Origin of the sequence: Deinococcus seoulensis, assembly GCF_014648115.1 — a bacterium.
Taxonomy (GTDB): domain Bacteria; phylum Deinococcota; class Deinococci; order Deinococcales; family Deinococcaceae; genus Deinococcus; species Deinococcus seoulensis.
This window is the reverse complement of the sequence record NZ_BMQM01000018.1, coordinates 19,628-41,339: the sequence shown is the minus strand read 5'-3', so window position 1 is coordinate 41,339 and position 21,712 is coordinate 19,628. Positions and strand designations below refer to the sequence as shown.

20 protein-coding genes are annotated in these 21,712 nt (G+C 69.7%); 6 read left to right on the top strand and 14 right to left on the bottom strand.

Translation table 11 applies throughout. From position 1 onward, the window contains the following. Positions 1-22 precede the first annotated feature (22 nt). The 3 genes from IEY70_RS13240 to IEY70_RS13230 form a co-directional block, all read right to left on the bottom strand. Complete coding sequence (locus IEY70_RS13240; protein ID WP_189065504.1) at positions 23-505, bottom strand: hypothetical protein; 483 nt, start codon at positions 503-505, stop codon at positions 23-25. A 142-nt stretch (positions 506-647) separates the two neighbouring features. Continuing rightward, positions 648-1,877, bottom strand: a complete 1,230-nt coding sequence (gene odhB, locus IEY70_RS13235) for a 2-oxoglutarate dehydrogenase complex dihydrolipoyllysine-residue succinyltransferase (protein ID WP_189065503.1) — start codon at positions 1,875-1,877, stop codon at positions 648-650. Between the two features lie 139 nt (positions 1,878-2,016). Then, entirely contained in the window at positions 2,017-4,863 is a 2,847-nt protein-coding gene (locus tag IEY70_RS13230) for a 2-oxoglutarate dehydrogenase E1 component (protein ID WP_189065502.1), read from the bottom strand. 169 nt (positions 4,864-5,032) lie between these two features. Between IEY70_RS13230 and IEY70_RS13225 the strand changes: the two genes are divergently transcribed. Both IEY70_RS13225 and IEY70_RS13220 read left to right on the top strand, forming a co-directional pair. Next, complete coding sequence (locus tag IEY70_RS13225; RefSeq protein WP_189065501.1) at positions 5,033-5,293, top strand: hypothetical protein; 261 nt, start codon at positions 5,033-5,035, stop codon at positions 5,291-5,293. Positions 5,294-5,320: 27 nt separating this feature from the next. Further along, the gene (locus IEY70_RS13220) at positions 5,321-6,871 is read left to right on the top strand and encodes a serine hydrolase (protein ID WP_189065500.1); all 1,551 of its coding nucleotides are present in this window, start codon (positions 5,321-5,323) and stop codon (positions 6,869-6,871) included. 102 nt (positions 6,872-6,973) lie between these two features. Here IEY70_RS13220 and IEY70_RS13215 read toward each other — a convergent pair whose 3' ends face one another. The 3 genes from IEY70_RS13215 to purF all read right to left on the bottom strand — a co-directional run bounded on the left by IEY70_RS13215 (position 6,974) and on the right by purF (position 9,552). Further along, positions 6,974-7,534, bottom strand: coding sequence for a hypothetical protein (locus tag IEY70_RS13215; RefSeq protein ID WP_189065499.1), 561 nt, complete (start codon positions 7,532-7,534; stop codon positions 6,974-6,976). A gap of 65 nt (positions 7,535-7,599) precedes the next feature. After that, complete coding sequence (locus IEY70_RS13210) at positions 7,600-7,800, bottom strand: YwbE family protein (protein WP_189065498.1); 201 nt, start codon at positions 7,798-7,800, stop codon at positions 7,600-7,602. Positions 7,801-8,133: 333 nt separating this feature from the next. Beyond that, entirely contained in the window at positions 8,134-9,552 is a 1,419-nt protein-coding gene (purF, locus tag IEY70_RS13205) for an amidophosphoribosyltransferase (protein WP_189065497.1), read from the bottom strand. Positions 9,553-9,647: 95 nt separating this feature from the next. Here purF and IEY70_RS13200 point away from each other — a divergent pair, with 95 nt between their 5' ends. After that, positions 9,648-10,031 carry an endonuclease domain-containing protein gene (locus IEY70_RS13200; RefSeq protein WP_189065496.1) on the top strand — a complete coding sequence of 128 codons (384 nt, stop codon included), beginning with the start codon at positions 9,648-9,650 and terminating at the stop codon, positions 10,029-10,031. A gap of 65 nt (positions 10,032-10,096) precedes the next feature. Here IEY70_RS13200 and purL read toward each other — a convergent pair whose 3' ends face one another. The 7 genes from purL to IEY70_RS13165 form a co-directional block, all read right to left on the bottom strand. Beyond that, positions 10,097-12,325, bottom strand: a complete 2,229-nt coding sequence (purL, locus tag IEY70_RS13195) for a phosphoribosylformylglycinamidine synthase subunit PurL (protein ID WP_189065495.1) — start codon at positions 12,323-12,325, stop codon at positions 10,097-10,099. Further along, complete coding sequence (locus tag IEY70_RS13190; RefSeq protein ID WP_189065494.1) at positions 12,322-12,843, bottom strand: DinB family protein; 522 nt, start codon at positions 12,841-12,843, stop codon at positions 12,322-12,324. The genes purL and IEY70_RS13190 overlap by 4 nt, the downstream gene beginning before the upstream one ends. 1 nt (position 12,844) lies before the next feature. Beyond that, positions 12,845-13,306 carry a DinB family protein gene (locus IEY70_RS13185; RefSeq protein WP_229777912.1) on the bottom strand — a complete coding sequence of 154 codons (462 nt, stop codon included), beginning with the start codon at positions 13,304-13,306 and terminating at the stop codon, positions 12,845-12,847. A 20-nt stretch (positions 13,307-13,326) separates the two neighbouring features. After that, complete coding sequence (gene purQ / locus IEY70_RS13180) at positions 13,327-13,998, bottom strand: phosphoribosylformylglycinamidine synthase subunit PurQ (protein ID WP_189065492.1); 672 nt, start codon at positions 13,996-13,998, stop codon at positions 13,327-13,329. Beyond that, positions 13,995-14,258, bottom strand: coding sequence for a phosphoribosylformylglycinamidine synthase subunit PurS (gene purS / locus IEY70_RS13175; RefSeq protein WP_189065491.1), 264 nt, complete (start codon positions 14,256-14,258; stop codon positions 13,995-13,997). Before purS ends, purQ begins: the two co-directional genes overlap by 4 nt. A gap of 94 nt (positions 14,259-14,352) precedes the next feature. Beyond that, the gene (purC, locus tag IEY70_RS13170; protein ID WP_189065490.1) at positions 14,353-15,081 is read right to left on the bottom strand and encodes a phosphoribosylaminoimidazolesuccinocarboxamide synthase; all 729 of its coding nucleotides are present in this window, start codon (positions 15,079-15,081) and stop codon (positions 14,353-14,355) included. Between the two features lie 456 nt (positions 15,082-15,537). Beyond that, on the bottom strand, positions 15,538-16,998 hold the full coding sequence (locus IEY70_RS13165; protein ID WP_189065489.1) for a CbiX/SirB N-terminal domain-containing protein: 1,461 nt from the start codon (positions 16,996-16,998) through the stop codon (positions 15,538-15,540). A gap of 157 nt (positions 16,999-17,155) precedes the next feature. Between IEY70_RS13165 and IEY70_RS13160 the strand changes: the two genes are divergently transcribed. From IEY70_RS13160 to IEY70_RS13150, 3 genes are all read left to right on the top strand, one after another. After that, on the top strand, positions 17,156-17,581 hold the full coding sequence (locus tag IEY70_RS13160) for a hypothetical protein (protein ID WP_189065488.1): 426 nt from the start codon (positions 17,156-17,158) through the stop codon (positions 17,579-17,581). Positions 17,582-17,715: 134 nt separating this feature from the next. Beyond that, positions 17,716-18,801, top strand: a complete 1,086-nt coding sequence (locus IEY70_RS13155; RefSeq protein ID WP_189065487.1) for a M20/M25/M40 family metallo-hydrolase — start codon at positions 17,716-17,718, stop codon at positions 18,799-18,801. Positions 18,802-18,980: 179 nt separating this feature from the next. Continuing rightward, on the top strand, positions 18,981-20,396 hold the full coding sequence (locus IEY70_RS13150) for a S41 family peptidase (RefSeq protein ID WP_189065486.1): 1,416 nt from the start codon (positions 18,981-18,983) through the stop codon (positions 20,394-20,396). Between the two features lie 31 nt (positions 20,397-20,427). Here the strand turns inward: IEY70_RS13150 and IEY70_RS13145 are convergent, their stop codons facing one another. Next, a complete protein-coding gene (locus tag IEY70_RS13145) occupies positions 20,428-21,708 on the bottom strand; it encodes an MFS transporter (protein ID WP_505706062.1) in 1,281 nt (426 codons plus the stop codon). Positions 21,709-21,712 lie beyond the last annotated feature (4 nt).

Genomic DNA, 21,712 nt, shown 5'->3' with positions numbered 1-21,712 from the left:
GGCGGGTGTCAGCGTGCGGGTGTCAGCGTGCGGGTGTCAGGGGCCGCCCCTGCGCCAGCCACAGGTGCAGGGCGCACACGCCCAGCAGCACGCCCAGCGGGAACGGCACGTCGCCCAGGTCCATGCGGATGTCCACGCCCCGCGTGAACGACCCGAACCGGCCGCGCACCTCGCCCGCGTAGTGCCGCAGGGTCACGTCCTGCCCCGCCGTGAAGGTCCCGTAACGGCCGGTCACGCTGTCCGGCGTGAAATGCAACGTCACGTCCGTGCCGTCCGCGAAGCTGCCCAGCCGGACGCGCATCACGCCCGCCTCGATGGTCGCCTGCACGTCCCAGCCGCTCGTGAAGCCGCCCACGCGGCCCGACAGTCCGCCCGTGTCCAGCCACACCTGCACGTCCGTCCCGTCCGTGAAGCCCCCCACCCGCGCACTCAGGCGCGAGCCGTCCCACTGCGCCCCCAGCGCCAGCCCGTCCGTCAGACCACCAAACCGACCCTCTAACCTCATGGGCCACAGGGTAGAAAACGCACTCTGGCAGAAGCCTGACGGACCGGAGCCGTGAGCCGCAAAAAGTTGATGGTCGATGGAAGGGACTTCCCCTCTACCGACCATCAACTTTCAACCATTAACTTTCAACCATCAACCCGACTTACAGTTCCAGCAGCATCCGCGCCGGGTCTTCCAGCAGGTTCTTGATGGTCACGAGGAACTGCACGGCTTCCTTCCCGTCGATGATGCGGTGATCGTACGACAGGGCGATGTACATCATGGGGGCGATCACGACCTGCCCGTTCTGCGCGATGGGCCGTTCGATGATGTTGTGCATGCCCAGGATGGCGCTCTGGGGGGCGTTGATGATGGGCGTGCTCATCATGGAGCCGAAGGTGCCGCCGTTCGTGATGCTGAACGTGCCGCCGCTCATGTCGTCCAGGGTCAGTTTCCCGGCCTTGGCTTTCTGCGCGAAGCCGCCGATGGCCTTCTCGATCCCGGCGAGGCTCATCTGCTCGGTGTCACGCAGGACCGGCACGACCAGCCCACGGTCAGACGCGACCGCGATGCCGATGTCGTAGAAGCCGTGGTAGATGATGTCCTTACCGTCCACGCTGGCGTTCACGACCGGGAAGGCCTTCAGGGCCTCGGTCGCGGCGCGCACGAACAGGCTCATGAAGCCCAGTTTCACGCCGTGCTTCGCCACGAACTGATCCTGGTACTTCTTGCGCAGGTCCATGGCGGGCTGCATGTTCACTTCGTTGAAGGTCGTGAGGATCGCGGCGGTGTTCTGCACGTCCTTCAGGCGCTCGCTGATGCGCTGGCGGATGCGGGTCATGGGCACACGCTGCTCGGGGCGCGCGCCGGCCGGCACGCTGGCCGCCGGTGCGTACGCGGGCGCGGCCGGGGTGCTGGCCGGGGCCTGCTGGCCCACGGCGCCAAGGGCGTCGGCCTTGGTGATGTTGCCTTTCGGGCCGGTCGCGGGAATCTGCGCGGGGTTCAGGTTGTTCTCCACGACCACCTTGCGCACCGCCGGGGACAGGTCCTCACGGCGATCCGCGCCTGCCGCAGCCTCGGCGGGTGCGGCGGCCGGAGTCTCGGCGGGCGCCGCAGCCGGGGCTTCCACAGGGGCGGCGGCGGGGGCCGGGGCGCTGCCCGCGTCACCCACGACGCCCAGCGTCTCCTCGCTGAGGACCGTGTCGCCCTCCTGCTTGGCGATGCTGGTCAGCACGCCGTCCTGCAACGCCGTGACTTCCAGCACGACCTTGTCAGTCTCGATTTCAGCCAGGACCTCGCCGCGTTTGACCGCGTCGCCGGGCTTCTTGTGCCATGTCAGCAGCGTACCCTCGCTGACAGACTCGGAAAAAACAGGAACTTTGATGTCCGCCATAACGCTCTCAGTTATACCCCTCCGGGACTGTGACTGGGGCGGGGACGCCCCCACCGATTCCCAATGCTGCAACGGCGCGGGCGGACCACCCCCACAGAGGCGGCCCGCCCACACGAACGGTCAGGGAGTGCGGGGCGGCTCAGCCCTGCTGTTTGGCCGTCTCGGCCAGTTCCTTCTGATCCTCGACCACTTCGCGGTCCAGTTTCTCGCCCAGCGCGTCGGCGATGACGCGGGCCTGCTCCTTGGCGTGCACGCTGGCGTACCCGGCGGCCGTGCTGGCACTGCGGGCGCGGCTGGAGTGCGTGAGCGTCTGCCCGGGGGCCAGGAGTTTCTCCAGGTCCTCCCAGATCATCAGCCACGCGCCCTGGTTCTCGGGTTCTTCCTGCGCCCACACGACCTGCGCGCCGGGGTGGCGGGCCAGTTCGGTGGCCAGCGCCTCGGCCGGGAAGGGGTACAGCTGTTCCAGGCGGACGAGTGCCGTGCCCGCGTACCCTTCGGCGTCCGCGTTGCGGGCCTCCACGAGTTCCCAGTGCAGTTTGCCGCTGCTGATCACCACGCGGCGCGCGCCGGTCACCTCGGCGTCACCGATGACCTCCTGGAAACGGCCCTCGGCCAGTTCCGACAGGGGGCTCATGGCGGCCTTGTTGCGCAGCAGGCTCTTGGGCGTCATGACGATCAGCGGCTTGCGGTACGGGCGCAGCACCTGACGGCGCAGCAGGTGGAAGATCTGCGCGGCGCTGCTGGGCACCACGACCTGCATGTTCTTCTGCGCGCACAGCTGCAGGTACCGCTCCAGGCGGGCGCTGCTGTGCTCGGGTCCCGCGCCCTCGTAGCCGTGCGGGAGCAGCAGCGTCAGGCCGCTCAGGCGCTGCCACTTGCTCTCACCGGCCGCGATGAACTGATCGATCACGGCCTGCGCGCCGTTGGCGAAGTCACCGAACTGCGCTTCCCAGGCGATCAGGGCGTTCGGTTCACTCGTCGAGTACCCGTACTCGAAGGCCATGACGGCCTCCTCGGACAGCGTCGAGTCGATCACCTCGACCTTGCCCTGCCCGTCACGCAGGTGCGCCAGCGCCATGTACTCCTCGTTCATGGGGTCGGTGGCATTCTGATCGTGCAGGACCGCGTGACGGTGCACGAACGTGCCGCGCCCGCTGTCCTGACCGACCAGCCGCACGCCGTACCCCTCGTCCAGCAGGGTCGCGTAGGCCAGCATCTCGCCCATGCCCCAGTCGAGCGGCTGCTCGCCCCGGGCCATCGCCTGACGGGGCTTGATGACCGTGCGCTCGATGGTGCGGTGCACCTTGAACTCGGCGGGCACCTGGGCCAGTTGCGTGCCCAGCGCCTCGAGCTTCTCGCGGGACACGGCGGTCGGCACCTCGTCCTGCCAGCGGGTGTTCGTGTACCCGGACCAGTCCACGGCCAGTTTGCTCTGCGCGAGGTTCTCCATCTCGGTCACGACCGGCTCGGCGCGGTCCAGGCGGTCACGGTACCCCTCGACCATCTGGTCGCCCTCGCCAGCCTGGAGGACGCCCTCCTTCTCCAGGCTGGCGGCGTACAGCGCCCGCGTGCCCGGGTGCTTGTCGATCTCGCGGTACATGATCGGCTGCGTCATGCGCGGCTCGTCGCCCTCGTTGTGCCCGTTGCGGCGGAAGCAGATCAGGTCCACGAACACGTCCTTGCCGAACTCCTGACGGTACGCGAGCGCCAGATCACCGCAGAACGCCACGGCCTCGGGATCGTCACCGTTCACGTGCAGCACGGGCGCGTTGGCGATCTTGGCGACGTCCGTGCAGTAACGGCTGGAGCGGGTGTCACGCGGGTCGCTGATCGTGAAGCCCACCTGGTTGTTGATCACGATCCGCACCGCCCCGCCGGTCGCGAAGCCGCGCAGGCGCGACAGGTTCAGGGTCTCCATGACCACGCCCTGCCCGCTCACGGCCGCGTCACCGTGCACGGTGATGGGCAGCACGCTGCGGCGGCTCTCGTCGCCCCGGCGGTCCTGGCGGGCGCGGACGCTGCCGTGCACGACGGGCGACACGATCTCCAGGTGACTGGGGTTGAACGCCAGCGCCAGGTGCATGGGGCCGCCGGGCGTGCGCACGTCACTGGAGTACCCCATGTGGTACTTCACGTCACCGGCCACGTCCGGATCGTCACTGAGTTTCTTCTTGCCGTCGAACTCGTCGAACAGCACACTGGCGGGCTTCCCGAAGATGTTCACCAGCGTGTTCAGGCGGCCACGGTGCGCCATGCCGATCACGACTTCCTTCACGCCCTGCACGCCCGCCTGCTGAATCACGCGGTCCAGCAGCGTGATGAAGCTCTCGCCGCCCTCCAGACCAAAGCGCTTGACGCCCGGGTACTTGTTCTTCAGGTACAGTTCCAGGCCCTCGGCGGCGTTCAGTTTCATCATGAAGCGGCGCCGCTCGTCGGCGGAGTACACGCCCCGGCCCCGGTTCGCCTCGATCCGCGCCTGGAACCACGCGCGTTCCGTGGCGGGCAGGTAACTGAACTCGAAGCCGATGGTCCCGCAGTACGTTTCGTGCAGCTGCGCGATCACGTCACGCAGCGGCCCGCTGAACGGCCCGTCCTGCACCTGCTCGCTCAGGTCGGCGGCCGACAGTCCGTAGTACTCGGGCGTCAGTTCCGGCACGACCGGCAGGCCCCGGATGTTCAGCGGGTTGGTGCGCGCACTGATGTGCCCGTACACGCGGTACGCCGTGATCAGCGCCCCCGCCGCCTGCTGCGCCCCGCTGACACCCTGCGGCGCCGGAACGACCGCGCCGCCCCGGCGCTGCGTGCCCAGCTCGTAGAACGCCTGCTGAATGGCTGAATGAGGCGTTTCCTGCGCGCCCCCACGAAGTTCATCGAAGTAGGAACGCCACTCGGGATCCACACTCTGCGGGTCGGCCAGGTACGCCTCGTACAAACCCTCGATAAAGGCTGCGTTCCCGCCTGACATGATCGTCTGCGACTGCGTCATAACACCTCAGCATACCCCCGCTGCGCGCCGGAAATGGCACCTGCCCACCCGCTTCATGTTCCCCCGCGCGTACCACCCGCCGCCCCGCACCCACAGACCCCCGCACCCATAAAGAAGTGGCCGGTACCCGCCCCACCCCGTAAGCCCCCAACCCCGTAAGCTGAGAGGCATGCAACTCCTGTCCCGCCTTGCCCTGGCCGTCGGCCTGATTCTCCTGGTGATCGCCGCGATCCTGCTCGGCAAGGACGTGATCGACATCAACCAGCTGCACGCCGTGGCTAACGCCAACCGCAGCACCAACTTCCCCAGCCCCCTGAACAACGTGCTGATCACCGCCGGGCTGGCCGCGCTGGGCGGCCTGATCACCGGCCTGGGCCTGGGCCTGACCCGCGCCCGCCGCACCCCCCGCACCCCCCGCACCCCCCACTGACCGCGCGCTAGAACAGAGGGCACACCCATGCCCACCTCCCCTGCCCAACCCCCGCTGCCAGAGCCGCAGCCCACAGAGTCCCTGCTGCCAGAACCGCAGCCCACAGCGTCCCGGCGCCCGAAGTCCCGGCGTGCGCGCCGCCTGCCGCCGGGCCACCTGACTGCCGCCTGCCTGACCCTGGCGGCCCTGCTGCCGACCCACGCGCACGCCGCGCCCGTCACCATCACCGCCGCCTGGAGCGGAACCGCGTACCGCCTGACCCTGCGCGGCCTGACCCCCACCGACGGCACGCTGCGCGCGGAACCCGACCGCAGCGGCGCCACCCTGACCTTCCGCGCCGCCCTGCCACCCCTGAACCGCACCGTCCGCACCGCCACGGGCGACCTGACCATCACCATCAAGGGACACACCGTCACGGCCCGCACCGCCGACCGGCGACCCCTGCGCGTGAACCTGAGTTACATCCGGCCCGGCGTGATCCCCGGCCAGGACGCCACCACCGCCATCGACCTGTACCCGCCGGAAAGCTGGACGGAGTACCAGCCGGAACCCACCACCCCATGCACCCCCGGCAGCCCCGGTGCAGGCGTACCCGGTGCGGGCGTGCCGGAACTGCCGTACCAGCCGCCCACCTTCGCCACCGGCCCCGTCGGGTTCTACCTCGCGCAGATCGACCCGCGCACCGGCACGCCCCTGCGCGTCATCACGCACGACCCCGACAGCCTCTACCCGCTGGCCAGCACCTACAAACAGGTGATCGCCTGGGCCGCCTACCGCGACATCAACGCCGGAACCCTGACCCTGAACACCCGCCTGACCGTCACCGAAGCCAACCGCAGCATCGAAACGTACCAGCCCGGCACCCGCACCGTGCAGAACCTCATCACGCAGGCCATCACCCGCAGCGAGAACACCGCCAGCGACATCCTGCACCTGCACCTGACCCCCCAACGCGTACAGGCCCTCGCGGACGCCCACGGCACCTGCCACACCCGCGTGAACATGACCACCAAAGCCTGGTGGGCCGCGCAGGCCGGACTGCTGCCCGGCGTGTACGGCCCCGACCTGCCCACCGGCGCGCAGCAGGCCTTCACCGCCTCGCCCGAACAGCAGGCCGCCACCGCCGCGCAGGCCGTCACGCAAGCACAGACCCTGAACGCCGACACCCTCCTGAACGCCCTGGACCGGTACTTCTACAGCCCCACGTACCACCCCCAGACCGAGGTGCACCTGCAAAACCGCAGCACCCCCCGCGAATGGGCCGCCCTGATCACCCGCCAGTACCTGGACCCCACCCTGACCCCCACCAACCGCAGCGCCCTGCGCCGCACCCTGGCCCAGGGCTGCTGCCGCGTGAACGACCCCAGCGTCACCTACTGGGGCAGCAAAGCCGGCAGCGGCTGGCGCAACCTGACCATGAGCGGCCTGCTCACCCTGAACACCGGGCAGACCTTCGTGTACGCGTACTTCAACACCGGCTCGGACCTCATGGACAGCGCCCTGATCGAACAGCAACTCCCCAGCGTCGCGCAGTACATCCTGCAAAACGCCCGGCGAATCGGGAAGGGCACGCCCTGACCCAATCGGGGTAACGAGCCTGCCGGGGCAACACCGTCGCGGGCGACCCCTCAGTCGGCTTCGCCGACAGCTCCCCTCAAGGGGAGCCAGGGACACCCCCGCTCAGGCCCCGCAGCGCGCGAAGCGACCCAGCGCCGCGCGACCTTCCGGCGTGCCGCCCGGCACCTCCGCGCCCGCCAGGGAGATGAACGACCACCCGCCCCGCGCGCCATGCTCCACCACCAGGTAGTGCGTCCCGGCGCCCAGCGTGCGCGTCAGCGTCGGCCCGCGCCACCCCACCACGCCATGCCCGGAGTACGCCGAGTACGGCCCCGACACGCTCACCGCACCCCAGCCGTCCGGCACGAAGTCCGGCTGCTCCGCACGCGCGGGCACGCCCGGCCCAACCAGCCACAGGCGAGGACGGTACGCCGCGTCACACGCGGAGCTGACGAACACCGCCACGTCCAGCCGGAAGCCCGCCCCGGTCGATAGGGCGTACCAGTCGCGGCCACCCGCGCGGCCCTGCACGGTGATGACCTTCGACATGGTCGGCTGCGGCACCCGGAACGCGGACTCCAGCGTGCCGCTGCCCGGATTGAACAACGGCTGATGCGCCCCCGCCCCCGCGAAGAGCAGGGAGGCTGCCAAGATTGCGCCGCGCCACGCCCGTAGAGTTGTCATGATCGCAGTGTGCAGAACAACCGAGGGACTTTCCGTAGGCGAAGGCGCAACGGGAGGGGGGAGGCCTACTCGCCCGGCGTGACCACGGCCTGCACGCGCCCGACCTGCCCGCCCGTCAGGCGCACCTTGATCCCGTGCGGATGCGACGGCGAACGCGTCAGCGGCGCCGCCACCACGCCCCGCGTCAGCCGTCCGGTGGGCTGATCCTGCTTCTGAACGATATCCACGGTTGCGCCGGGCTGAATCTGCGAACGGAGGGGAGGCATGGGCACAGGGTACGGGACGCCGCGTAGGTCGTCTGGCGGATGGAGCTGGTCGCGATGATCGGTATGCTGTGTGGGCCTGGGGGAGTGGTCTCAATAGGCAGGGCACCGGAAAAACGTTTGGTATACCGGAAAGGCGGAAGCCTTGGGCGCAGGCGGCAACGTCGGAGCGGGTTGCGGATGCACCTATAGCGGCCCCGCGAGGGGTGGGATAAAGCAGCAAGGGAAGCGAGTTTCCTGAAAGCTCCAGCGCCATTCATGCGGGTTCAAGTCCCGTCTCCTCCACCAAAAAAGCATCGGCTTCCACGCGGGGCCGATGCTTCGTTCTGGCTGGGTTCAGACTTCGAGTGCTAGTTTGTCCACGTCATTTAACAGGGGCGTCCCAGCGGGGTACTCCCCGTTGAAGCAGGCTAGGCACAGGCCGGGGCCGCTGACGGCTTCGCGGATGCCCTGCTCACTGATGAAACTCAACGTGTCCGCCCCGATCAACTCGCGGATCTCCTCGATGCTGTGCGTACTCGCCACCAGTTCCTTCCGCGCGGCGGTGTCGATGCCGTAGAAGCACGGGTGCTTGATGGGCGGGCTTGATACGCGGAAGTGCACTTCGGTCGCGCCTGCCTCGCGCAGGAGGTTCACGATCTGGCGGCTGGTGGTGCCGCGCACGATGCTGTCGTCCACCAGAATCACGCGTTTCCCGGCGACGGCGCTGGTGGGCGAGAGTTTCATCTTGACCTTCAACTCGCGCGCTTCCTGCGTGGGTGCAATGAACGTGCGGCCCGCGTAGGGGTTCTTGTACAGGCCGTAATCGAACGGAATGCCGCTCTCGCGGGCGTAGCCGATGGCGGCGCCGATGCCGCTGTCCGGGACGGGCACGACGATGTCGGCGTTCACGGGGTGTTCCTTTGCCAGCTGGTGGCCCATGCGGATGCGGCTCTCGTGGGCGTCCACGCCGTCCAGGCGGCTGTCGCTGCGCGCGAAGTAGATCCACTCGAACGCGCACGGCGTGGGTTTGCGGGGTTCGACCATCAGGGAGTGCAGGCCGTCCCGGTCCACCCAGACGAGTTCGCCGGGTTGCACGTCCCGCAGGAGTTTCGCGCCGACCGTGAACAGCGCGCACGGCTCGCTGGCGATCACGTACGCGCCGTCCTCCCGCTGCCCGATCACGAGGGGGCGCACGCCGTTCGGGTCGCGGAAGCCCAGCAGTTGCGTGCGGCTCATCAGGACGCACGCGAACCCGCCGCGCAGTTGCTTCATGGCGGCGGCCGTGGCTTCCACGAGGTCCATGTGGCTCTCGCGGGCAATCAGGTTCAGCATGACCTCGCTGTCGTTCGTGGTGGCGAACAGCGCGCCTTCCATCAGCATGGCGTTCCGGACCTCGCGGGCGTTCACGAAATTCCCGTTGTGCGCCAACCCCAGGATGCCCTTGTTCGTGCGGGTCGTCAGCGGCTGCGCGTTGAAACGCAGGTTGCTGCCCGTCGTGCTGTACCGCACGTGCCCGATGCTCACCCGTGCGTTCGCCAGCCGCACGCTGTCCAGGCGCCGCTCGTCGAACACCTGCGTCACCAGCCCCAGGTCCTTCTCCACGTGGAACTTCTCACCGTCGGACACGCACATGCCCGCCGCCTCCTGCCCACGGTGCTGCAACGCGAACAGGCCCAGGTACGTGAACCACGCCAGGTCCGCCGGTTCCGGCGAGTACATGCCAAACACACCGCATTCATCCTGCGGCTTATCGGTTACGGGGTCGAAAATCATGCGTGTCCTTTGCTCCCTCTCCCCTTGCGGGAGAGGGTTGGGGTGAGGGGTGCTGTCACGCCGTACTGGCGCGTTCGGGTGGGTAGACTGCCGGTATGCCGGTGCGTCAGCGGTTCACGAACGTGGAGGGAACGGGGCGGGCGCGGCGGTTGCGTCGTGATGCCACGCCGCACGAGGGGATGGTGTGGGCGCGGTTGCGGGCGGGGCAGTTGGGGGTGAAGTTCCGTCGTCAGCAGCCGCTGGGGTTTTACATCGCGGATTTCGTGTGCTTCGAGTGCGGGTTGATCGTGGAGCTGGATGGTGGACAGCACGGTTCGGTACAGGGGCGTGCGTACGATGCGTTGCGGACGGAGTACCTGGAGGGCCGGGCGTTCCGGGTGCTGCGCTTCTGGAACAGCGAGGTGTCCGGCAATCTGGAGGGTGTCCTGGCGCGGATTGTCGAGGCGGTGCGCGAGCGGGGTGAGGGAGGGGACGCTTAGATTCCCCTCTCCCCGGCCCTCTCCCGCAGGGGGAGAGGGAGTGCACCCCGCTGCGGGGTGTCCGGTCATCCCAGGATCTCCGCGAGGGGGGTGGTGAAGGCGTGGGTGAGGGCGCTGAGGGTCACGCTCAAGTGTATGTGGTGGGCGGGGAGGGCAATGGTGACGGTGTCCCCGCCGGTGGTGCCGAGGCGGGTGAAGGGGACGCCCTGGGCGGTGAGGGCCGCTTCGGTGCCGGTGGCGTCGTGGGTGGCGATGAGGATGCGGGCGTGCGCTTCGCCGTACAGGAGGGCGTCGGGGCGGGTGGTGGTGGGGGCGTCGAGGGTGACGGTCAGGCCGGTGTTGCCCGCAATGGCCATTTCGCTCAGGGCGACGGCGAGGCCGCCTTCGGCGCAGTCGTGCGCGGTGTCGGTCAGGCCCGCGCGGATCAGGTGCAGGGTGGCGTCGATGACGGCCTGTTCGCGGGTCAGGTCCAGGGTGGGGACGTGTCCGGCTTCGAGGCCGTGCACGGTTTCGAGGTACTGGCTGGCGCCGATGCTGTCGGCGTGCTGGCCGATCAGGTAGATGGTCTGCCCTTCGCCTTTCAGGTTCATGGTGGCGCGTTTGGTGATGTCCGGCAGCACGCCGACCATGCCGATGGTGGGGGTGGGGTGAATGGCGACGCGTTCGTCGCCCTCGGTGTACTGGTTGTACAGGCTGACGTTCCCGCCGGTGACGGGCGTGTTCAGGGCGCGGCAGGCGTCGGCGATGCCGTGCACGGCGCGTTCCAGCTGGTAGTACACCTCGGGGCGGTGGGGGTTGCCGAAGTTGAGGTTGTCCGTGATCGCCAGCGGGGTCGCGCCCACGCAGGCGAGGTTGCGGGCGGCCTCGGCGACGGCGGCGGCGGCCCCGGTGTACGGGTCGAGGTACACGAAGCGCGGGTTGCAGTCGCTGGTCGCGGCGACGCCCATGCCGGAGCCCTTGACGCGCATGACGGCGGCGTCGGCGGCGCCGGGCACGACGACGGTGTTCGTCATGACCTGATGGTCGAACCGCTGGTAGATGGGGCGCTTGCTGGCAATCGTGGGGTGACCCAGCAGGTCGGTCAGGACCGCGCCCAGGTCGCCGGGGACGGGCACGCCGCTCAGGTCACGCTCGCGCTTCGCTTTGATCTCGTCGGATTCGATGCCCTCGCGGGTGTACTTGGGCGCCTCGTTCAGCAGGTCCACGGGCAGGTCGCAGACGACCTCGCCGCGCCACGTCAGGCGGTAGTTCGTGTGCCCCTCCACCTGCCCGATGGTCACCACGTCCAGTTCCCACTTGGCCAGCAGGTCCAGCAGGTCCTGCTCCTTGCCGGGCACCGGCACGAGGATCATGCGCTCCTGCGACTCGCTCAGGCACAGTTCCATGGGGACCATGCCGTCCTCGCGGGTGGGGACCAGGTCCAGGTCCATGGTGATGCCCAGCCCGGCGCGGTACGCCATCTCGCAGGTGCTGCTCACCAGCCCGGCGGCGCCCATGTCCTGCACGCCCGCCACGACGCCCGCCTGGATGGCCTCCAGCGTCGCCTCCAGCAGCAGTTTCTCCATGAACGGGTCGCCCACCTGCACGGCGGGGCGGTCCGCCTGGGACGCGTTGCTGAGGTCGGCAGACGCGAACACCGCGCCGCCCAGCCCGTCCCGCCCGGTCTTCGAGCCGACGTACACGATGGTGTTCCCGACCTCACCCATCGTCCCCTTCGCCAGATCCTCGTGACGCAGCAGACCCAGCGCCATCACGTTCACGAGCGGGTTCTCCTGGTAGCTGGGGTGGAAGGTCACCTCGCCGCCCACCGTCGGCACGCCGATCGCGTTGCCGTAATGCGCGATGCCCTCCACCACGCCGTTCAGCAGGAAGCGGGTGCGGGGGCTGTCGGGGTTCCCGAAGCGCAGGCTGTCCAGCACCGCGAAGGGCCGCGCGCCCATCGCGAAGATGTCACGCAGGATGCCGCCCACGCCCGTCGCCGCGCCCTGCACCGGCTCCACCGCCGACGGGTGGTTGTGGCTCTCCATCTTGAACGCCACGCCCCACCCGTCCCCGATATCCACCACACCCGCGTTCTCACCGGGACCCTGCAGCACCTGCGGCCCGGTCGTGGGGAAGTGACGGAACAGCGGCCGCGAGTTCTTGTACCCGCAGTGCTCGCTCCACATGGCCCCCACGATGGCGGCCTCCAGCGCGTTCGGCTCCCGGCCGATACGCGTGACGAGCAGGTCGAATTCTTCGGTGGACAGGCCAAACGTGCCCGCACGGTCGCGGAGGGTGGCGGCTTGCGTCATTGAAGCTCCTTGGTGACCAGGGCGATCTGGCCCCGGTGGTAGGCGGTGTGGCGAAGGTGGTACGTGACACTGCCGGTCACATCCCGCCGTTTGTGAAACATCTGGAACGTCGCGTCTGGATCGAACCGCCCGGCGGGCGCGTTTTTCAGGTCCCGCCGCGCCGCGTTGAACACGCCACTCACGGCGGCGCGGATCAGGACGGGCGCGTCGGTCTCCTCGGCCAGGGTCGGGCCGTGCGCGGCGCGTGCCCAGTCGGTGTCCTCGAAGCCCAGGTACCCGAAGGTGTGGGCCGGGTCAGGGCCGGTCAGGCCGGGCTGGATGGTGGCCCGCGTCCAGTCCATGACATGCAGCGCGTGCCACGCGACCCGGTGCCCGACGCGCGGCGCCTGGCCGAACAGGACGTCCGGGCAGGCGTGCAGCGCCGCCTCGAAAGCCGTGAACTCGGCGTCGAGCAGCTGCACGATCAGGGACTGCGTGGACAGGGGCTGTGTCATCAGGGGCTGGCGCGGATCGGTCATGTCAGGCCTTCAGCAGCAGGTTCAGCTGTCCGCGGTGGTAGCCGATGTGGCGCAGCTGCATCCCGAGGGCGAGACGGCGGGGGCGGGTGCCGCTGGGGGTGGCGGCGCTGAAGACTTCGCCGTTCAGGGCGGTGTCGTCGGCCTGTTCCAGCCACGCGACGACCTGCGTGCCGGTCTGGTCCAGCGCGGCCAGGATCTGTTCGCGCGGGTCGCTCTCGCGGACGGGGGCAGGCTGGGTGCCGAGCGCCTGCACGCGGGCGTTGTCCTCCCACCCGAGGTGGTGGTAGTTCGGCGTGCGGTCGTCGAGGACCATCAGGCGCAGCCACTCGGCGATGTGCAGGGCGTGCCACGCGGGGCTGTGGCCCAGGCGGGGCGTGTGGAAGGCGTCGCCCGGCGCGGCGTCCAGCGCGGCGCGGAACAGGTCCAGTTCGTTGCGGAACTGCTCGGCCAGGTAGGCCGTCACGGCACCGGGCGACGGGGGGGTCACCGGGACACCAGCGCGCCCTTCAGGCTGTCGAACAGACCGCGGCCGTCCTCGCTGCCCAGCAGGGCCTCCACGGCCCGTTCGGGGTGGGGCATCATGCCCAGCACGTTGCCGCGTTCGCTGACGATCCCGGCGATGTCGTTCAGGCTGCCGTTCGGGTTGTCGGTGTACCGGAACACGACCTGCCCCTCGCCTTCCAGCCGCGCGATGGTCTCGGGGTCGGCGTAGTAGTTGCCTTCACCGTGCGCGATGGGGACCTCAATGACCTGCCCCTTCGTGTACGCGCCCGTGAAGGCCGTGCTGGTGTTCTCCACGCGCAGGTGCACGGGGCGGCACAGGAAGTGCAGGTCGCGGTTGCGGCTCAGCGCGCCGGGCAGCAGGCCGGACTCGGTCAGGACCTGGAAGCCGTTGCAGACGCCCAGCACGAACCCGCCGCGTTCGGCGTGCGCCTTGACGGCCTGCATGATCGGGCTGCGCGCGGCAATCGCGCCGCTGCGCAGGTGATCGCCGTAACTGAACCCGCCGGGCAGGAACACCAGTTCCGTGCCCTGGGGCAGTCCGGCCTCGGTGTGCCACACGAACTGCGCGTCCTGATCAAGGAGCAGCTGCGCGGCGTGCAGCGCGTCGCCGTCGCAGTTGCTGCCGGGAAACTGGATGACGGCCGTCTTCACGCCCCGACCAGCTCCTCACTCAGCTCCCAGCGGGCGTCCTCCATCACGGGGTTCGAGAGGACGTTCTCGGTGATGTCCTTCAGCTGCGCCTCCACCTCCGCGCGGCTGCCCGAGAGGGTCAGTTCGATGTACTTCCCGACGCGCACACCACTCACGTTCCCGTGAGCCAGGTGCGACAGGGCGCGTTCCACGGTGCGGCCCTGCGGGTCGAGAATGCTGGGCTTCAGGGTCACGAACACTTTCGCTTTAAAGGTGGACATGGTGGGGCTCCTTCGGAGGGCAGATGGCAAGAGGCTGATGGCAGATGGTCAGGAGGGCTGGCGCAGGTGGGTCGTGGCGGTCGGCCATCGGCCTTCAGCCATTCGCGCCCGGTGCGGTCACGCGCCGGAGCATTTCCGCGTAGGCGTCTTCCACGCCGCCGAGGTCGCGGCGGAAGCGGTCCTTGTCCATCTTCTCGTTCGTCTGGGCGTCCCAGAAGCGGCAGGTGTCGGGGCTGATCTCGTCGGCCAGGACGACCGTGCCGTCCGCGAGCGTGCCGAATTCCAGCTTGAAGTCGATGAGGCGCACGCCGCGCGCCGCGAAGTACGGCACGAGGAACGCCTGCACGTTCAGCGCCAGCTCCCGGATGCGCTTCAGCTGCTCGGGCGTGGCCCAGCCGAGCGCGACGGCGGTGTCCGTGTTGATCAGCGGGTCGCCCAGCGCGTCGCTCTTGTAGCAGTACTCCACGACCGGGCGGGACAGGGGCGTGCCTTCCTCGACGCCCAGGCGTTTGCTGAACGACCCGGCGGCCACGTTCCGCACGATGACCTCCACGGGGATGATCGTTACGGCCCGCACGAGCTGCTCGGTGTCCGACAGTTGCCGGATGAAGTGCGTGGGCACCCCCGCCGTTTCCAGCTGCGGGAACAGGTGAGCGGTGATCGCGTTGTTGATCGCGCCCTTCCCGCCGATCTGCGCTTTCTTCACGCCGTTGAAGGCGGTCGCGTCGTCCTTGTACTCCACCACGTACTCGTTCGCGTCGGGGGTGGCGTACACGCGTTTGGCTTTCCCCTCGTACTTCAGTTCGCCTCTGCTTACGGTCATGCGCCCTCCAGGGGGGTGGGGGCGGCCTGGGCGGGCGTGTCCCCGGAAAGTAGGAAAAGCGTCCCCCGAAGCTGGCCGGGGCGACGCTGGAATGTCGCGGTGCTGAACATGTGAAGGCCTCCATCGCCGTCTCTCGGACGGGCTTACCGCTCCCGGTGCGGGGGGCGGGGCGTCTCACAGGACGCGGGTGGAAGAAAAGGGAAGTGCAACCCACTCCCGCGCTGGGGAGCTGATCACCGGCTGACAGCGTAACACCCCCGCACGCCGCCGCGTCAGGGGTGTTCAGAGGACTCGGACGAGTCCCGCCAGGGGCCGTTTCGGGGGGTGCCGTTTAAGTACATTGAAGCTACCATTGCGCGATTCCGGGAAAGCACCGGAATCTCTCCATTCCCGCTTCAACGTACTTCCTCTGCTACGCGCTCCGCGCGGTTTATCCAAAAGATAAACGCAGTGTACTTAGTGGCTGTGCGAGTGACCGCCGCCGCGTTTCCCGCTGACTTCCTCGCGCACCTCGGCCACCACGAACGTGCAGGCCTCCGCGCAGGGAATCCCGCCCGGCACGCCGTCCAGGAACGAGTGCGTCAGGCGCTGACCGGCCCACAGGCGCGTGCGCAGGCAGCCGCTGCACACGTCCCGCGCCACGTGCTCCACCTGTTCCGGCGTGGCCTTCTGCACCTTGGCGTAGATGCCCGTCTGCCGCCGCGCCGTGGTCGCCCACGGGGTGGGGCGCAGCGCGTGGCAGGCGTGCGCGTACGTCTCCTCGATCACCGCCGGGTACAGGTAGTGCATGGCGCGGCGCAGGTCCGCCTCGCTCAGCACGGACCGCCAGCCGCGCGGCAGGTTCCGCAGCGTGTGCACGGGCCGGTGCTCGCCGCCGTCCGTGAACCGCACCTGATCCCGCACGCCCTCCGGCGTGACGAGCGTGGTCAGGTCCCCGCCGGGCACGCCCTCGTCCAGCGCGTTACGCAGCTCGAACACGCCCAGTTCCGGCGTGACCAGCACCTCGCCGACGCGCAGTCCGGCGCGCGCGGCCTTCAGGAACGCCTGCCACGCCGCCTCGTGCCCGCGTTCGGTGTCGCCGCCCGCCCCGCCCGCCCCGCGCGCCTCCTCCGCGAGGTGCAGGATCACGTCCGCGACGGCCGCGTGCGTGCCCACCGGTTTGGCGTAGAACACCTGCTGATGCCCGTGCGGGTTGTCCGGGAAGTCCGTGACGGTCCCGGTCAGGCCCATGTCCTCGGGAATGGTTTCCAGGGTGTGCCAGCCTTCACTGGCGAAGAACGGCACGACCACCACGCGCGGCGAGCGCACCGTCTCGGGCCACGTGCCCACCTTGGGGTTCTCGTCGAGGAACAGGGCCTGCACCTCGGCGAACTGCCCGGACTCGCGGATGCGGTCGGCGTTCTGGTACACGACCTTGTTGCTGTTCTCGTTGCGGGTCGTGCCGTGCCCCAGCACGATCAGCGCCGTGTCGTGCGGGCTGGCGTCGGGCAGCACCTCGCGCGCGCGTTCCAGGATCACGTCGGTCATGCTGGGGTGCACGCCGTACGGCAGGGTGTACCGCACGGTCCGGCCGCCGATCACGCGGGCCACGCCCTCGGGCGGCACCGGTCCCTGGTGCCCCAGGCCCATCTCGCGCGGAATCACCGTCTCCGTGAAGTACCCCTCGCTGATGAACATCGGGATGACCGTCACGTCCGTGCTGGCGGTCGTTTTGAGCACCTGCCGCAGCGAGGGTTCCTCCTTCCAGTACCCCTCGATAACCTCGTCGAACAGGCCGCGCTGACGGATCAGTTCCGCGTACCGGTACACCGCGACCGCCGACTCACCGTTCAGGTGAGATCCATGACCAATAAGCACCAGGGAACGCATACCCACCGACTGTAGCGCCCACCCGCGCCCGGAATTGTCCCGGAGCATGCGGTCACGGCCGCCCGGCCCGCTGCCCGTGAGGTCAGGGTCACGGATTCCTGAAGACGGTCCCCGTAGCGCCCCACCCCCCCGACTGCGTAGCGTGAAGGACGCACCGACAGTTACAGGGCGGGCAGGCCGCCCGGTTACTCCCCAGGAGGTAGACATGTTCTTCCAGCAGAAAGACCGGCACGAACAGATGGCGAAACTCGACCCCCGCGACACCAACGGCGACGGCGTCGTGAGCCCCGAGGAGGCCGCCGCGTACATCCGCGACTACCTTCAGACCGCCAGTCCCGAGGAGCGTCAGGCGATCCTGAAAGAGTACGTGGGCGGCATGACCCCCGAACAGAAACAGCAGATGGGCGACGCCATCGTGCGCAGCCCCGCCAACCCCGTGCAGCAGGTCCGTCCCGGCGACGACGACGACCTGATCGACGCGTACACCAAGACCGCGCAGGCACCCGCCCAGAACGGCAAGAGCCCGCTGGAAGAGGCCTTCGCGCCCGGCGGTCTGCTCAGTAATCCCATGGTGAAAGCCGGACTGGTCGGACTGGCTGGCATGATCGGCAGCCGCATGCTGCGCCGCTGACACCCACCCTGAACACGGCGCCGTGACAGGCGCGGCGGGCGGGGCACCCCGGTCCAGGGTGCCCCGCCGCGCTGCCCTCCCGCGGGGCCGGTACCGGGACAGTCGTTCTGGCAACTGTTCTAGAATGCCGCGCAATGCCTCTTTCGTACCTCACTCGTATCGCTCAGACGCCCGCCCCGACCTTCCATGAGGGCGCGCGCGCGGACCTGATCTCCGAGCTGTGGACCGGACTGGGCTACGTGACCGAACGCGACGAGGTCGGCAACGTCCTGACCCGCATCACCCCGCCCGGCACCGAGGGCCGCCCCGCGCTGCTGCTGGCCGCGCACCTGGACACCGTGTTCGACGCCGGAACCGACGTGACGGTCCGCGAGGACGCCGGGCGACTGACCGGCCCCGGCGTGGGCGACAACAGCGCCAGTCTGGCCGTCGTGACTGCCCTGCTGCGCGACCTGCGCGGCGGCGGCACCACCCTGCGCCGCCCGCTGTGGGTGGCCGCGAACGTGGGCGAGGAAGGCCTGGGCGACCTGCGCGGCGCCAAGCACCTGATCGCCCGGCACCGCCCGCACCTGGGCGCGTTCATCGCCGTGGACGGCTACCTGGGCATCGCGGTCACACGCGGCGTGGGTGTGCGCCGCTACCGCGCCGAGTTCGTCGGGCCGGGCGGGCACTCGTGGGGTGATCAGGCGCCCAGCACCCTGCACGCGCTGGGCCGCGCCATCAGCGCCCTGTACGCCCTGCACCTGCCCGCCACGCCCCGCACCACCCTGAACGTGGGTGTCGCGTCCGGCGGGACCAGCGTGAACTCCATCGCGGGCAGCGCGCAGCTGCTGCTGGACCTGCGGTCCCTGGACGCCGGGGTGCTGGCCGAACTGGACGCGCGGGCCGTGGCCGTCCTGCACGCCGCCGCGCGCGAGGTGGGCGTGAAACTGCGCCTGGAACGCGTGGGCGACCGGCCCGGCGGGGACCTCCAGAGCGGCGCGCTGCTGCCGCTGGTGCGCGAGGCGGCCCGCGAGGTGCGCGTGGACCTGCGGCTGGCGTCCAGCAGCACCGACGCGAACGCCGCCGTCCCGCACGGCCTGCCTGCCGTGGCGGTCGGCGTGTACCGGGGCGGGAACGCGCACCGCACGGACGAGTGGGTGCAGGCGGCCAGTTTCGCGCCGGGCCTGAAGTTCCTGCGGCGGCTCGTGGACTTGTACCAGCGCTCGCCCGTCGCCTGATACGGACTCCGATTGAATGGGCTGCCCCCACCGGCTGCCCCTGGGTACCCCCACCCACACGCCCGGTCAGTTCATGCGTTCTGCTCGCTGAAACGCGTGCCAGTCGGTCAATCCTGTAACTGACGTCGCAATCGCCGCCCACCAAACTCCCATCTGTTCAGAGCAGAATGAGGGCAGTCATGAATCCATTCCTGCGTCGCTCGCTTCCGCGCCGTGACCGCCCGGCCCGGTCCCGCCTGCCGCTGCGCGCCGCGCGCACCGCAGCCCTCACCGCGCTGCTGGGCAGCCTGTCCGCCCTGCCCGGCGCCGACGCGCAGAGCGGCGTATCGCCCGCGCAGGCCGTGTTCACCAGCGTGAACGACCTGATCAGCACCCGGTACGGCGGGCTGTCCACCGTGGACCGCGCCGCCCTGACCCGCGAGTACCAGCAGCGCCTGAACAACGTCTGCGCGCCCACCCCCGACACCTGCGAGGAAAGCCGCGCCTACCCGGTCCTGGAAGCCGAACTGACCGCGCTGGGCGACGAGCACTCGTTCTTCCAGACGCCCGAGGACTACCGCGAATTCGTTGCCAGCGCCACCGGCGGCAACCGCCTGCAATTCGGCGTGAAACTCGCCCGCCTGGACGGACAGAACCGCGTGGTGACCGAGGTCGTGCCCGGCAGCGCCGCCGAGGACGCCGGACTCAGGCGCGGCGACTCCATCCAGACCCTGAACGGCCGACCCTACCTGTACGAGGACCTGCGCAGCGCCCGCGAACAGGGCCTGCCCATCACGCTGGGCGTCCTGCGGCTCGGGCGGACCGTGACCGTCAGCCTGACCGCCCGCGAGAGCAGCACCCTGGACCTGCCGCGCCTGACCTTCGTGCCAGCCGACGGGACCGCCACGATCCCGGTCCTGCCCGCCAGCACGGACCCCCTGGCGGCCACCCCGGCCGCGCAGGGCGAGGTGGCCGTGATCCGCATTCCCACCTTCCTGTCCGGGAACCGCGTCGCGCAGCGCGTGCATGACCTCGTGGGGCAGGCGCAGAGCCGCGGCGCCAGCGGCCTGATCGTGGACCTGCGCGGCAACCCCGGCGGCAGCCTCAGCGAGTGCGACAGCGCCGTCAGCGCCTTCGTGCCCAGCCTGACCCGCGTGGCCCGCAGCGCCGACGGGAACGCCCGCACGGTCGTCAGCCGCGGCACCCGCCTCGAGGACGGCCGACTGGCGGGCGGGGTTCGCAATGCCCGACTGTGGACCGGGCCGCTGGCCGTGCTGGTCGACGAGGGCAGCGCCTCATGCAGTGAATTCTTCGCGTACGAGGTGCAGTACGCCGCGCGCGGCCCCGTGATCGGCGAGGCGACCGCCGGGGTCGGGAACACCGCCACCCGCGTCTTCCAGGTCGGGGAGGCCGCCGTGCAGCTCACCCTCCTGAACTACGCCAAGCCAGACGGCACCCCCTACCCGCAGCGCATCACGCCCGACCAGCTGCGCACACAGGGCGAGGACGAGATCCGGCAACTGACCCAGGGCTTCGACCCGCTGCTGCAACTGGGCGTGCAGTCCCTGCAACGCGCGCCCGTGCTGTCCATCGACCCGTTCCGCACGCAACCCTGAGCGCCCGCGCCCCTGGGCGGGCGTGTGGCGTTCACGCCGCCCGGCGCGGCAGGCCCCGCAGCGCCCAGCGCAGCCCCAGCGCCGTCAGCGCACCGATGGCCGCCAGCGTGACCCACGGCAGCGCCGGGAAGCCCAACTGCGCGCCCGTGTCCACCAGCGCGCCACCCAGGACGCTGCCGACCGCGCCCCCCACCCCCAGGCTGATCGCCGAGAACCCGAAGTAACTCCCGACCCGCCCCGGCGGCGCGAACCGGGCCGTCAGGGTCTGCTGGGTGGGGTACACGATCATGGTGCCCAGGCTGTACAGCGCCACGCAGCCCAGCAGTTGCGGGAACGTCGTGGCCACCGACATCAGCCCCAGCGCCGCGCCGACCAGCAGCACCGCCGCCACCAGCGCCGACCGCACCGGCACGAAGCGCTCGACCAGCCGCAGCAACGGGTACTGAAGCAGCACCGCCAGACCCGCCGACAGCCCGTACAGCGGCCCGGTCGCGCCGTTCCCCGCCAGCGCAATGGCCTTCAGGGTGACCGCCACGTTGATCTGCGTACTCAGGATGAAGTACCCGATCAGGACCAGCGTGAACCGCCGGAACCGCGTATCCGTCGCCGCCGCCCGCAGTCCGTCCAGACTGCTCGCCGCGAGCCGTTGCGGCCGCAGGTGCGGCAACGTGACCGCCATGACCGCCCCCGCCAGCAGGTACACGCCCGCCGCCGACAGCGCCGCCGTCCGGAACCCCAGGCCCAGCAGCGCCGCCCCGATCAGCGGCCCCATCACCATGCCCGCATTCCCGGACATGCTCGTCAGACTGAACATCCGCGTGCGGTGCTCGGCCGGAGTCACCTGCGTGATCGCCGCACTCTTCGGCGCGTCGAACAGGCCGCCCCCCACGCCCGCCAGCACCGCCGCCGCCAGCAACTCCGCCCACGAGTCACTGAAGCCCATCCAAGCGAACCCCAGCGTCCGCAGCGCGCAGCCCAGCAGGATCAACGGCTTCGGCCCCCAGCGGTCCGCCCACGCCCCCCCGAACACCGTCAGGCCCTGCTGCGTCAACTGCCGCAGGCCCAGCACCGCCCCCACACTCGCCGCCGACCAGCCCAGCCCACCCCCGGCCACCGAACCACTGAAATGCACCGTCACCAGCGGAATCACCGCAAAGAACCCGCCCCACATCAGGAAATTCGACCCGATCAGGCCCAGTTGCGCCGCCGACAACCGGAACGGCGCGGGCGGGCCGGGCGCGGCAGTATCTGGGGCAGGGGAGATGGGCGTAGGAATGGGCGAAGCGGGAGGGGCGGGCTGGGGCGCAGACACGCGC